This is a genomic window from Halopseudomonas pelagia, from assembly GCF_009497895.1.
In the GTDB taxonomy this organism is placed as follows: Bacteria; Pseudomonadota; Gammaproteobacteria; order Pseudomonadales; family Pseudomonadaceae; genus Halopseudomonas; species Halopseudomonas pelagia_A.
Genome location: NZ_CP033116.1, coordinates 1291128 through 1304404, shown reverse-complemented (window position 1 = coordinate 1304404; position 13277 = coordinate 1291128). Strand labels below are relative to the sequence as shown.

Here is a 13277-nt window from a genome sequence, read left to right as displayed (position 1 = left end):
CTCAGGCCCCCAGGGTGGCGACCAGCACCGCCTTGATGGTGTGCAAACGGTTCTCCGCCTGATCAAAAACGATAGAGGCAGGACTTTCAAATACTTCGTCGGTCACTTCCATCGCATCAATCCCGAACTGCGCCTGAATATCTTTGCCCACGACCGTCTCGGTATTATGAAATGCGGGCAAACAGTGCATAAACTTCACCCGCGGATTACCGGACTTCTCCATCAAAGCCGTATTGACCTGATAAGGCATCAATAACTCAATACGTTCGGCCCATTTTTCCTTGGGCTCACCCATCGACACCCATACATCTGTATAGATGAAATCAGCGCCCTTTACCGCCTCGTCGATCTGCTCGGTAATCACGATACGCGCGCCGGTTTCCTGGGCGATCGCGTGCGCCTCATCCTTGATCGCCTGCGCCGGCCAACAGGCGCGTGGCGCGCAGAGACGCACGTCCATGCCCATCTTGGCGCCACCGATCAGCAAGCTGTCGCCCATATTGTTTGCCGCATCGCCAATAAACACGAAGGCCACTTCATGCAGCGGCTTCTCTACATGCTCCTGCATGGTCAGAAAGTCCGCGAGTATCTGTGTTGGGTGAAATTCGTTGGTCAGGCCGTTATATACCGGCACGCCAGCATACTCAGCCAGCTCTTCGACAATGCTCTGGCCAAAGCCGCGATACTCAATGGCATCATAGATTCGGCCCAGAACCCGCGCCGTATCCTTGACCGACTCCTTGTGGCCGATATGCGTGCCGGTCGGCCCTAGATAGGTGACTCTGGCGCCCTGGTCATAAGCCGCGACCTCAAAGCCTACCCGGGTGCGGGTCGAGTCCTTTTCGAAAATCAGCGCAATATCCTTGCCGCGCAGCTGGGGCACTTCGGTACCGGCATATTTGGCGGTTTTCAGATCAGCAGAGAGCTTGAGCAAAAAGCTGATTTCCTGCGGTGTAAAGTCGCGCAGGGTGAGGAAGTGCCGGTTTTTCAGATTGAAAGCCATGGTCGTTGTCCTGTCAGATTAAACCGCGTCGCGAATGGTCGGGCAGCTCATGCAATGGCCGCCACCGCGGCCACGCCCCAGCTCGGCACCGGGTATTGCCAACACTTCGATGCCCGCCGCCTGTAGTGCAGCATTGGTATCATCATTGCGGTCATAGCCAATCACTACCCCCGGGCTCAAAGCCAGCACGTTATTGCCATCATTCCACTGCTCGCGCTCACGCTCGGCCGCGTTATTGCCCCCGGTCGGCACCAACACCAGTGACGAATAGCCCAGCACCTCGGCCACCACGTCGAACAACGGACGTGGATCCTGATGAAAGCTCAAATGCTTGCCACCCTGACCTGGACGCAAGTCGTAGCAGACCACTTCATCTGCGACTTCCTTGAAGGTGGTGACGATGTTGCCGCCACACAAAGTGAACACCGTATCCAGGTGCATCGCCGCACGGGACTTGGGAAGCTGGCAGGCAATTACTCGTTGCGCTACGCCCTGCGTGAACAACGCGTCCGCCAGTTGGCCGATGGCCTGGGGTGAAGAGCGCTCACCCATACCCACCAGCACCGTGCCGTTGCCCACCGGCATGATGTCGCCGCCTTCCAGCGTCGCCAGACCGTGCTCCCTGCTCGGGTCTCCCCAGAGCACCGACACCTTGCCAGCGAAGGCCGGATGAAACTGATACACCGCCGCCATCAGCAGTGTTTCTGGTCGCCGTGCTGGCCAGTACATGGGGTTCAGCGTGACCCCGCCGTAGATCCAGGCACTGTTATCGCGGGTAAACAACATGTTCGGCAGAGGCGGCAGAATAAAGCCGAAACGGCCCAGGTGACTGCCGAACAAGCCCACCGGGTCAAAGGGCAAGTCACCCACCTCAAGGCCGCCAATTAGATATTGCGCCAAGGTCGCGCCCGGCAATTCATCCATCCACTGACGTAGATCGGAGAGCATGCCCAGACCGATATCGTTGCGGGTGATGCGCAGATCCAGTAGCCACTTTCGGGCTGCGGGAATATCCATAGTCTCGGCCAGCAGATCGTTGACATCCAATACGTCTATGCCACGAGCGCGCATCAGACTGGTAAAAACATCATGATCCTTCTGCGCCTGCTTGACCCAGAATACGTCGTCGAACAGCAAGGCGTCGCAGTTGGATGGAGTCAGACGCCGGTGAGCCAGGCCCGGTCGGCATACGATGACCTGACGCAGAACACCGGTTTCGGAATGAACACCCAAGGTGGCGTTAGACATACATGATTCCTTTTATGCTGGGTGTGCGCGCCTTCAAAGGAACACGCCAATGCTGAGAATCAGGGAAACGAACAGGGTGAGGATCAACAGCAAGGGCCAGATGAATACCAGCCAGCGATCGTAGGAAACGCGACCTATCGCCAGCCCGCCAATGACTACGGCGAAGGTCGGGTTGATCAGATTGACGAGTCCGTTAGCTGCCTGGTAAGCGGTCACCACCAGATCACGTCCCACGCTGGCAAAGTCGCCCAGCGGTGCAAGGATCGGCATGGACAGCACCGCCAGACCTGAAGACGATGGCACGAACAGACTCATGCCCGCCTCGATCCAGAACATCACATGAATGAACGCCAGTTGCGGCAAGCCACCGAGGGAACTCTCCGCACTGTGCAAGATAGTGTCGGCAATCATGCCCTGCTCCATGATCACCACAATCCCGCGCGCCAGCCCGACTACCAACGCCACGCCGAGCAGATCGCGGGCGCCGTCGACAAAGCTGCCGGTCAACTGTTTTTCACCCAGCCTGGCGAGGATGCCGATGACAATTGCTGAACCAAGAAACAGCGCTCCCATGCTGGCCATCCACCAACCCTGGGAAGACACGCCCCAGATCATCACGATAAAAGTCAGAGCAAAGATCACCAGCGCCAGCATCTGGGTGCGGGTCAGGCGCGTATCCTTGAAATCGTCCTCATGGCCCTGCAAAAACACCTGCCGATGGGCTTCGCGCTGCTTGGCCACGACCGAACGGCTGGGGTCAGCCTGTACGCGTTTGGCATAGCGCATGACATAGGCCGCGCAGATGATCAGCCCCCCGACCAGCATCACCAAGCGCAGCATCAGGCCGTCGGTAAAAGGAATATCCGCCGCATTGGCGGCGATGACGGTAGCGAACGGGTTGATGGTCGAGCCAATCACGCCGATTCCGGCACCAATCAGGATGATCGCCACACCGGTGACGGCGTCATATCCGGCAGCGATCATCACCGGAATCAGAATCGCGTAAAACGCCAGCGTCTCCTCGGCCATCCCGTAAGTCGTGCCGCCCAGCGCAAACAGTGTCATCAGGATAGGTATCATCCAGATTTCATGACCCTTGAGGTGACGCATGGCGCTGCGGATGCCGGTATCGATCGCCCCGGTTGCATTCATAACGCCGAGAAAACCGCCGAGGAACAGCACGAACAGGGCAACGTCAATGGCATTGGCGGCGTAGCTGTCGGGATCGTAAAAGCCCGCAGTGGGCGCCAACATGACATCAACAAACCCCTGCGGGTTGGCTTCCACTTGCTGATAGGTGCCAGGCACCGCCACTTCGCGGCCGACGCTGTCGTTCATCACCCGCTCGTACTTGCCCGCAGGAATAACCCAGGTCAGCGCAGCGACGAAGATGATCAGCAAAAACAAAATGGTGTACGCCGTAGGAAAGCGGCTAGCCAGATCCTTGTGCTGATTCTTCAGAGACTTTTCCGGTGCATTCATTTTGCGCTTCTCATTGTTGTCGCAGGTAGGCGTTGACTGCGGCAATAAGCGATCTAAGCCCAGTCTCAGCCAGCAGCCTGCGCTATGTGGAGCGGGAAGCAGATGACATAGATCAAAGTTTGTTCAGTTGGGAGGGGTTTGATAGCTGGAGAGGCAAGTCGCGGGTCAGGTAATCAGGTGCAGACAAGGGTCAGGGCTGAGCCGCGGTGAGCAAGACCAGATTGCCAGGCAGCGCGGGAGCGACTGCCCCGGCTCTGGGAATAAAAGCCGCGCCGAGTTAATCGCTAGGGTATCAGCAAACTGGCGAGCTTTTCGGCAATCATCAGCGTAGGCGAGCAGGTATTGCCCGAGGTAATGCTCGGCATGATCGACGCATCCGCCACGCGAATACCGCTCAGACCGTGCACCCGCAGCTGCTCATCCACCACCGCGTCCGGTCCCTGCCCCATAGCGCAGGTACCGACCGGATGAAAGATGGTAGTGCCGATCTGCGCAGCAGCCTGGGCCAGATCCGCTTCGCTGGTGAGTGTTGCGCCGGGTAGATACTCCTCGGGCTGGTATTGCGCCAACGCCGGCGAAGCCGCTATGCGCCGGGTCAGCCGGATCGCATCCGCTGCTACGGCCAGATCCTCTGGATGACTCAGATAGTTCGGCTGGATCAATGGCGGCTGCTTGGGATCAGCGCTGGCGATCTGTACTCGGCCCCGGCTTTTGGGTCGCAGGTTGCACACCGATGCGGTAAACGCCGGAAAGGCGTGCAAGGGCTCACCGAAACGCTCCAATGACAGGGGCTGGACGTGGTACTCCAGGTTAGCAGAGGGCTGGTCAGGATCAGATTTGGCAAACGCGCCGAGTTGACTCGGTGCCATCGCCAGCGGGCCGGAACGGTCCAATGCATAACGCCAGGCCATGCGCGCTTTGCCCATCAGTGTGGAGGCCATCTGGTTCAGCGTTTCGACACCGCTGACCCGATAAATTAAGCGCAACTGCAGATGATCCTGCAGGTTCTCACCTACTCCCGGGAGCTCATGCCGCACCGGCACCCCATGGGATTCCAGCAGTTCACGCGGGCCGATGCCCGAGCGCTGCAGCAGTGCTGGCGAGCCTATGGCTCCGGCGCACAGAATCACCTCCCGGCGCGCGGCAATATCCATTACTTCGCCCTGGTAACGCAGACACACGCCAGTCACGCTGTGCTCCTGCAGATTCAACGTCAGTACCTCGGCACCGGTCAGGACGGTTAGATTGGGACGCTTGCGAATGGGTGCGAGGAAAGCTTTGGACGCATTCCAGCGCACACCGCGCTTCTGATTGACCTGAAAGTAGCTGCAGCCCTCGTTATCACCGGTATTGAAATCCTCGACCGTGGGGATGCCTGCCTGCGCCGCCGCCTGGCGAAAATCGTCCAGCAGCGGCCAATGCAGGCGCTGGCTTTCCACCCGCCATTCACCCTGATGACCGTGATACTCACTGGCACCACCATGGTGATTTTCCGATTTGATAAATAACGGCAGCACATCCTTCCAGGCCCAGCCGTGGTTGCCCGCTGCAGCCCAGGCATCGTAATCGCTGGCCTGGCCGCGCATATAGATCATGCCGTTGATCGAAGAACTGCCGCCCAGCACCTTGCCCCGCGGATAGCCCAGCGAGCGCCCATTGAGACCAGGTTCGGGTTCGGTTTTATAGCACCAGTCAGTGCGCGGGTTGCCAATACAGAACAGGTAGCCAACTGGAATATGAATCCACAGATGATTGTCGCGCCCGCCGGCTTCCAGCAGCAGCACGCTGACTGCTGGATCAGCCGATAACCGATTGGCCAGCAGGCAGCCAGCCGGACCAGCACCGACGATAATGTAGTCATATTCGGATAGCAGCTTGGGCATGCATCGTTTCTCTTGTTGTTTGAGTCGATGGTGCCATATCAATTGCCAGGACGACAGGCGATATGCGCGCTGGGCACGCGAACAGAAGGCTTATTGCGCTTGCAAATGCTTGACCATCAATTGCAGCGTCTGACGGCCGCGGAACTCGTTGATATCCAAGGTATAGGCAAGCAATACCCGCTCTACGGTCGGATTGGGCCAGACCTTTGGATCAATATTAAACGCAATGGCATCCAGCACATCCGGGCTACCGGGCAATTGCAGGACCATTTTCAGATGCCGCTCGCCGACCAGCCGCTGCTGGATCAGATGGAACTCGCCATGGAATCCTGGCTCGGGAAAATGCTGGCCCCAGGGCCCGGCTTCACGCAGTTGGCCGGCCAGCTCCAGATTGAATTCGGACTGCACCAACTCGCCATCCGAGAGCAAACGCCCGGTCAGATCATCAGCATTCAACTGGCGCCGGACTTCAGCATCGAAGGCCGCCTTGAAAGGCTCAAAATGCGTAGCGGGCAAAGACAGTCCTGCAGCCATGGCATGGCCACCGAACTTGCTGATCAAGCCCGGCTGCCGCGCCGCCACCGCGTCCAGCGCATCGCGTATATGCAGGCCCGCTACCGAGCGCGCGGAGCCTTTGATGTCACCATTGCCGGCATCGGCAAAGGCGATCACCGGGCGGTGGTATTTGTCCTTGAGACGCGAGGCAAGAATACCGATTACACCCTGGTGCCATTCGGCGTCGAACAGGCACAGGCCAAAGGGTAGATCGCCCTCCTGCATATCCATCGCCGCCAGGGTCGTTAATGCCTGCTGCTGCATGTCGCGCTCGATGGATTTACGGTCGCGATTGAGGCTGTCCAGCTCGCGCGCAATATCACGCGCCAGATCTTCGTTGTCGGTCAGCAGGCATTCGATGCCCAGACTCATGTCATCCAGGCGCCCGGCCGCATTCAACCGCGGCCCCACGATAAAGCCCAGGTCGGTCGACACCAGCCGCTGGGCCGGCCGACCAGCCACTTCCAGCAGGGCGCGAATGCCTGGGCGGCAGCGGCCCGCGCGAATGCGCGCCAGGCCCTGATGAACAAGAATACGATTATTGGCATCCAGCGGCACCACGTCAGCGACGGTACCCAGCGCGACCAGATCCAGTAACTCGCCGAGGTTGGGCTCTGGCCGCTGCGTGGTAAACCAACCTTTCTCGCGTAACGCCGCGCGCAGCGCCAACATCACGTAAAAAATCACCCCAACGCCCGCGACCGCCTTGCTCGGGAACTGGCAGCCAGGCTGGCTGGGATTGACGATGGCGTCGGCGGCGGGCAACTGGTCGGCGGGCAGATGGTGATCGGTCACCACCACCCTGAGGCCAGCGGCTTTGGCAGCGGCCACGCCTTCAATGCTGGAGATACCGTTATCCACGGTGACCAGGACCTGGGGAGCGCGTGTCAGCGCCACTTCGACAATTTCCGGAGTCAGGCCATAGCCATATTCGAATCGGTTGGGTACCAGATAATCCACGGCAGCGGCGCCCAAGGCGCGCAGCGCCAGCACCGCAACACTGCTGGCGGTAGCCCCATCGCAATCGAAATCACCCACGACCAGAATGGATTCGCGCTTTTCCAGGGCTTCAATCAATACGGCGACGGCTTCGGGCATGCCCTTGAACAGCTCAAACGGCAGCAGCGCCTGCAGCCGCTTGTCCAGCTCAGCCGCGGAGCTGACTCCGCGCGCGGCATACAGACGGGTCAACAGCGGCGGCACGTCGCCCAGCGCGGGTAATGTGGACGGGACGGGGCGGGATTCAATACGCATCAGCAGCTCAACGCTCGCCCATTAACCATTCCAGCGGCAACTCTTGCTGCACGTCGGCGTCGCTGACATAGATCACCCCATCGGTAATCATCACCCCCCAGTCGATACTGCGCGGCAATGCCTCGGCCAGCGCGTCCAGGGGTTCCTGTGGCAGGGCCGCGATATGCAGATTCTTCAACCCGGCGACCGCCGGCAACACCCGGCTAGCCCAGACCCGAGTATTGCCGTAGGCCAGTAACGAGACGCGTTCGGCGCGACGCGAACACCAGATCAGCCGGTCAGAATCTGGCTGGCCAACTTCGATCCAGTGCTCGATGCGGTCGTCCAGACTTTTGTGCCAAAGCGCAGGCTCGTCTACATCCGACAGGCCGCGACCAAAGGCCAGACGTTCCTGATACCACAGGGCGTAGGCCAGCACGCGGCTGATCATGCGTTGCCCGGTTTCCGAGGGATGGCGGGCGACGGTCATGCGCAGACTCTCATAGATACCGCGGTCGGTATCGGTGAGATTGAGATGCACCTTGTAGGGCGTTGCTTGCTGGGCCATGGGTATTGTCGTCCTGATACTGAGTGGCCGCAGTGTAACGCAAAAAGCCCTGGTTAACGGTCAGCTCTTGCTGCGCTTCTTGTCTCTTTCGAGCACTAGCGGCACCACATGTAAAATGAACAGAGAGAGAATTGTTGCCAACACGGCCGTCGCCTCGTGGCCTAATCCTACCGAAACGCCCATGGCCGCGGTGAGCCAGATACCAGCGGCTGTCGTCAGCCCCTTGACCTCGGTCAGGTTGTCGCTTTTGAGAATGGTACCCGCACAGAGAAAGCCTACGCCTGCCACTACGCCCTGAATCACCCGACTCATGGCATCGTCCATGGCACCGGCCTGATCCGGCGACATGACAAAAAGCGCCGCCCCCAACGAAACCAGCATATGGGTACGAATACCGGCTGCATGACCTTGGCTTTCGCGCTCATAGCCCAAAAGCCCGCCGAGAAATGCCGCGAGCACAAGCCGAAGCGTGACGCGGGTGGCTTGCTCTATATCGGACAAATCGGAGAATTCGCTAGTGAGGGTTGCGAGTATCACCTCCCATGTGGACATACCGCTGCTCCAGGTCGATTATTATTCTGTTTCGATCAACGGAGCATAAAAGGTTTTACGTACAGGTCAATGGCGAATAAAAAACACCCGTTGATCCGAAGATCAACGGGTGAAAGGGGAGAGAAACAAAGCATAAATAACCAGATCAGGCGGGAATAGCCTTGGCCTTTTCTTCTCGAGCCCATACGCGGTGATTGGCAATAGCGGCAAAGAAGTCGCCAATCACAGCGGCAGTATCTGCGCCCTTGAGCAAACCTTCATCCGGCTGCAACGAGAGCTTGTCTGCCAGATCGGCCGCTTTGCCACACAGGGCGATGGCCTTCAAGTGCTTATAGGCTTCGAGCAGATAATGCAGCGCTACGCCATTACCCTCAAACGCCTTGAGCATAGCTTCATCGCCTGGAACAAAAACGGCATCGAAGGCAATCGAAGGCAAACCTTCCATGGACCCATCGGGCTCCAGCATACTGCCTTCAGCGGTTTTTACTGGCGCTGCAGAAGGTGCAATCAATTTCGCCATGGCACCCTCCTTCTTGAGCGCTGCCATCATTGCATCGATATCAGCACCTTTGACCCCAGGCGCTATCAGAATCGCGACCTTGCGTGACTTGATATTGCCCGCGAGCAGATTCATCTGGCTCAACGCCGGTGACTGCTTGATGTTGGTTTTTGGCTTTTGGGATTTTCCGTCATTGGCTTTCACCGCCGGCATCGTTGGAGCAGAAGGTGGTTTAACGCCGATATTGGCCGCCACTTCTGTAGCCAGTTGCATATCGATATTGGCCAGGATCTCGTTGACCTCGCGCTCGCGAATGAACATACGGTCAACCTTGCCCAGCTCGAAACTGTAGGCAGCGATAATATGGGCCTTCTCTGGCGCACTCATGCTGTTCCAGAACAGGGTAGCCTGGGAGAAATGATCGCCAAAGGATTCGCTACGCTTACGAATCTTGGTCGCAGAGATCGCTTCTGGGTAGCTTTCAAAACCGCCACCGCTGGGTCCAGGAGGGGTTTCCTTGGGCCAGCCGCCGTCAATTGAATTGGGCTCGTAGGACGCTCGCCCCTTATTGATCGTCTGACGATGCAGCGCATCACGCTGATTGTTGTGGAACGGGCAAACCGGCCGATTGATCGGCAACTCGTTAAAGTTGGGGCCGCCCAGACGCAACAGCTGGGTATCGGTATAGGAAAACAAGCGGCCCTGCAGCAGCGGATCATTACTGAAATCGATGCCTGGCACGATATGCCCAATATGAAAGGCGGCCTGCTCGGTTTCGGCAAAATAGTTATCCGGGTTACGGTTCAGCGTCATCTTGCCGACGATCTTAACCGGCACCAGCTCTTCAGGAATGATCTTGGTCGGATCAAGCAGATCGAAATCAAACTTGTGCTCGTCTTCCTCAGGTACCACCTGCAAGCCCAGTTCCCATTCCGGATAATCGCCGTTCTCGATATCTTCCCAAAGATTCCTGCGGTTGAAATCCGGGTCTTTACCCGCCAGCTTTTGCGCCTCGTCCCATACCAGCGAAAAGACACCTGACACGGGGCGCCAATGGAACTTGACGAACACCGATTTCCCTTCAGCGTTGATCATGCGGAAGGTATGTACGCCGAAACCTTGCATCGCCCGGTATTGCACCGGAATTGCGCGGTCTGACATGGTCCATAGCACCATGTGCGCTGACTCTGGCGTCAGCGAGACGAAGTCCCAAAAGGTATCGTGAGCAGATTGGCCAGTAGGGATTTCGTTATGCGGCTCAGGTTTCACCGCATGCACGAAGTCTGGAAACTTGATCGCGTCCTGAATGAAGAACACCGGCATATTGTTACCTACCAGATCGAAGTTGCCTTCATCGGTATAAAGCTTGACCGCAAACCCGCGTACATCGCGAACGGTATCTGCTGAACCCCTGGGGCCCTGAACGGTGGAAAAGCGCACGAATACGGGCGTTTTCTTCGCCGGATCATTCAGAAAGTCAGCCTTGGTCAGATCACTGAGTGGCTCATACACCTGGAAATAGCCATGGGCTGCGGCGCCACGAGCGTGCACTACCCTCTCGGGAATCCGCTCATGGTCAAAATGCGTGATTTTCTCGCGCATGATGAAGTCTTCCAACAAAGACGGCCCGCGCTCGCCGGCTTTCAAGGTGTTTTGATTATCGGCAATCCGGGTGCCGGTGTTGGTCGTCAGCGCTTCGCCGGTAGCATCCTCACGGGCAACCTCTAGCTGCTCGATTTTCTTGCTGCTGTTCTGGCGATCTGACGCGTCGATGCCCGCCAGTTCGCTCTGCTTCTGCTTGCTTATCATTTTCATTTCCTCAGTAGGCCTGAATTATGTGAGCGATAGCCTGGGCAGATGGTTCTAACTATTTTTTTGTTTAACTATTTTTCAATCGAAGAATTACGCGCGAAAGCGCAGAAAAGAGCATAAAAAAGATGAACCAGCACAGATGAGATCAGTCTGAAAAAGGAGGCAATCCTGACAACGACAGGTAGGTGACTTATGCCACGTGGAAGCAAGGACAAATATACCGAGAAGCAGAAAGATAAAGCTGAGCAAATTGAGCGCAGCTATGAGCGCAAAGGTGTACCGGAAAACGAAGCTGAAGCGCGTGCGTGGGCTACGGTGAACAAGCAGTCCGGAGGCGGTAATCGTCAAGGCGGATCGGGGAAGAAAAAGTCGGCCGAGGCAAAGCAGGAATCACGCAGCAGTTCGGCCAAGCGCGCAGCGGCGAGTAGAAAGGGCGTACCACGAGCAGACTCTCTGGAGCGCGAAACCAAGGACGAGCTGATGAAAAAGGCCCGCTCACGCAATATTTCCGGGCGTTCGACGATGCGCAAACAGGAATTGATCGAGGCTCTTAAGAAGGCGTCGTGACCCATCACAAACAAGGTGAAACTATCATGCTCAAAGATTTGATGAATGTATCCAAGAACCATAATTTAACTACCCGTGACCAGCTAATGTCATTTGGTGGCGGGCTGATGTTATTACGCAAAGGCATCAGCCGACCGGGTGTCATCGGTGCAATTAGCCTCGTGCTGGGCGCGGCCGCCATTTATCGAGGCGCGAAAGCTTACCGTGCTCACAAGAATGCGCAGCGTTTCAACGAACCACCGATGCTGACTACTCGCGCTGCGCCATCGGCAACAGCTGGCAAACCAACCGAAAGTTCGGCAATTTTGAGCGAGCCGCGTCCAGCCAAGGACTACGTCGAATAACGCTTACAAGCCAGTTTCTCAGGCTTCTTGTACGCCCGTAGCGCCCACAGCGCTACCGGGCGGAGAGCCCAATAGAATAGACTGAGCGCACCATTTTTTGATGGAGTGCTCATGAGCAACAAACCCCTCTCTGGCCTTAAAGTCATCGAACTCGGCACGCTGATCGCCGGCCCGTTCGCTGCGCGAATCTGCGCCGAATTCGGCGCAGAGGTGATCAAGATCGAGTCTCCCGACGGCGGCGACCCGCTGCGCAAATGGCGCAAATTGTATGAAGGCACCTCTCTGTGGTGGTTTGTTCAAGCGCGCAACAAGCGCTCCCTGACGCTCAACCTCAAGCACACGGATGGCCTGAGAATTCTCAAGGAACTGCTCGCAGACGCTGACATCCTGATCGAGAACTTTCGCCCCGGGACCCTGGAAAAACTCGGGCTGGGCTGGGACGTTCTGCATGAACTCAATCCGAAACTGATCATGGTGCGCTTGTCCGGTTTTGGTCAAACCGGCCCGCTGAAGAATCAGCCAGGGTTTGGCGCAGTCGGTGAGTCTGTCGGCGGCTTGCGTTATATCACCGGCTTCGAGGACCGCCCGCCGGTGCGCACCGGTATCTCCATCGGTGATTCGATCGCCGCGCTATGGGGCGTGATTGGCGCCCTGATGGCGTTGCGGCACCGTGAAGTGGGGAATGGCCCAGGCCAGGTAGTCGACGTAGCGCTATATGAGGCCGTCTTCGCAATGATGGAAAGCATGGTGCCGGAGTTCGACGTGATGGGCTTCGTACGTGAACGTAGTGGCAATATCATGCCGGGGATTACGCCCTCCTCCATCCATACCTGCGCGGACGGCAAGGCTGTGCAGATTGGCGCCAATGGCGACGCCATCTTTCAACGGCTGATGCGCACCATGGGGCATGCAGAGCTGGCCGAAGACCCCGAACTGGCTGACAACGCGGGCCGTGATGCCCGGCGTGATGAAATTTATGCACTGATTGATGCCTGGACGGGAACAATAACTCAGGAGCAGGTGCTCGCCGCGCTCAGCCAGGCAGATGTACCTGCGAGCCGAATTTATTCGGTCGCCGACATGTTTACTGATCCGCAGTTTCTCGCAAGGGATATGTTTATCACCGGGCAATTACCCGATGGCAAGGAATTCAAGATGCCTGGCATCGTGCCCAAACTGTCTGCCTCACCCGGATCAACTGAATGGACGGGGCCTGCGTTGGGAGAGCATACCGATGAGCTGCTGACGCAATTGGGATATAACACTGAGGAGCTGACGCGCTTGCGGGCAGAGGGCGCGATCTGACAAGGGTGCCGAAGAATTGATTTGACACAAGTACGAGGGGCAATTAGAAGCACAGCTTACTTCAAAGGTAGGCTTGCATAGTTGCTGGAACGCTAAGCAGGTAACGTCGCGAAGCCACGACGTACCGCCCGTCTCATATGTCGCCGGGCGGGCAATGCCCGCCGAGACAATAGCTTACCGGAAGCCGAGAAACGAAAGAATGGCTAGAACGATAACAACGGCACCA

General features: G+C 57.6%; 11 protein-coding genes. 3 read left to right on the top strand and 8 right to left on the bottom strand.

The features are described from left to right. Window position 1 precedes the first annotated feature (1 nt). The 8 genes from EAO82_RS06210 to katE all read right to left on the bottom strand — a co-directional run bounded on the left by EAO82_RS06210 (window position 2) and on the right by katE (window position 10832). Window positions 2-1003, bottom strand: coding sequence for an ornithine carbamoyltransferase (locus EAO82_RS06210; protein WP_096348061.1), 1002 nt, complete (start codon window positions 1001-1003; stop codon window positions 2-4). 18 nt (window positions 1004-1021) lie between these two features. After that, a complete protein-coding gene (locus tag EAO82_RS06205) occupies window positions 1022-2251 on the bottom strand; it encodes an arginine deiminase (protein WP_096348060.1) in 1230 nt (409 codons plus the stop codon). A gap of 33 nt (window positions 2252-2284) precedes the next feature. Next, window positions 2285-3733 (bottom strand): YfcC family protein, encoded by a 1449-nt coding sequence (locus EAO82_RS06200; protein WP_096348059.1) that lies wholly within the window; start codon window positions 3731-3733, stop codon window positions 2285-2287. A gap of 284 nt (window positions 3734-4017) precedes the next feature. Beyond that, window positions 4018-5616: a GMC family oxidoreductase gene (locus EAO82_RS06195; protein WP_096348058.1), complete on the bottom strand. Its 1599-nt coding sequence runs from the start codon at window positions 5614-5616 to the stop codon at window positions 4018-4020. A gap of 90 nt (window positions 5617-5706) precedes the next feature. After that, complete coding sequence (gene recJ, locus EAO82_RS06190; RefSeq protein ID WP_096348057.1) at window positions 5707-7425, bottom strand: single-stranded-DNA-specific exonuclease RecJ; 1719 nt, start codon at window positions 7423-7425, stop codon at window positions 5707-5709. A 7-nt stretch (window positions 7426-7432) separates the two neighbouring features. Continuing rightward, window positions 7433-7972 (bottom strand): YaeQ family protein, encoded by a 540-nt coding sequence (locus EAO82_RS06185; protein WP_096348056.1) that lies wholly within the window; start codon window positions 7970-7972, stop codon window positions 7433-7435. A gap of 60 nt (window positions 7973-8032) precedes the next feature. Continuing rightward, window positions 8033-8524: an MgtC/SapB family protein gene (locus tag EAO82_RS06180; RefSeq protein WP_096348055.1), complete on the bottom strand. Its 492-nt coding sequence runs from the start codon at window positions 8522-8524 to the stop codon at window positions 8033-8035. A gap of 145 nt (window positions 8525-8669) precedes the next feature. Beyond that, on the bottom strand, window positions 8670-10832 hold the full coding sequence (gene katE, locus EAO82_RS06175) for a catalase HPII (RefSeq protein WP_096347940.1): 2163 nt from the start codon (window positions 10830-10832) through the stop codon (window positions 8670-8672). Between the two features lie 195 nt (window positions 10833-11027). Here katE and EAO82_RS06170 point away from each other — a divergent pair, with 195 nt between their 5' ends. The 3 genes from EAO82_RS06170 to EAO82_RS06160 all read left to right on the top strand — a co-directional run bounded on the left by EAO82_RS06170 (window position 11028) and on the right by EAO82_RS06160 (window position 13051). Then, window positions 11028-11402, top strand: coding sequence for a Rho termination factor N-terminal domain-containing protein (locus EAO82_RS06170; protein WP_096347941.1), 375 nt, complete (start codon window positions 11028-11030; stop codon window positions 11400-11402). A 26-nt stretch (window positions 11403-11428) separates the two neighbouring features. Next, the gene (locus EAO82_RS06165) at window positions 11429-11746 is read left to right on the top strand and encodes a hypothetical protein (RefSeq protein ID WP_143520378.1); all 318 of its coding nucleotides are present in this window, start codon (window positions 11429-11431) and stop codon (window positions 11744-11746) included. A 111-nt stretch (window positions 11747-11857) separates the two neighbouring features. Then, window positions 11858-13051 (top strand): CaiB/BaiF CoA transferase family protein, encoded by a 1194-nt coding sequence (locus tag EAO82_RS06160; protein WP_096347943.1) that lies wholly within the window; start codon window positions 11858-11860, stop codon window positions 13049-13051. Window positions 13052-13277 lie beyond the last annotated feature (226 nt).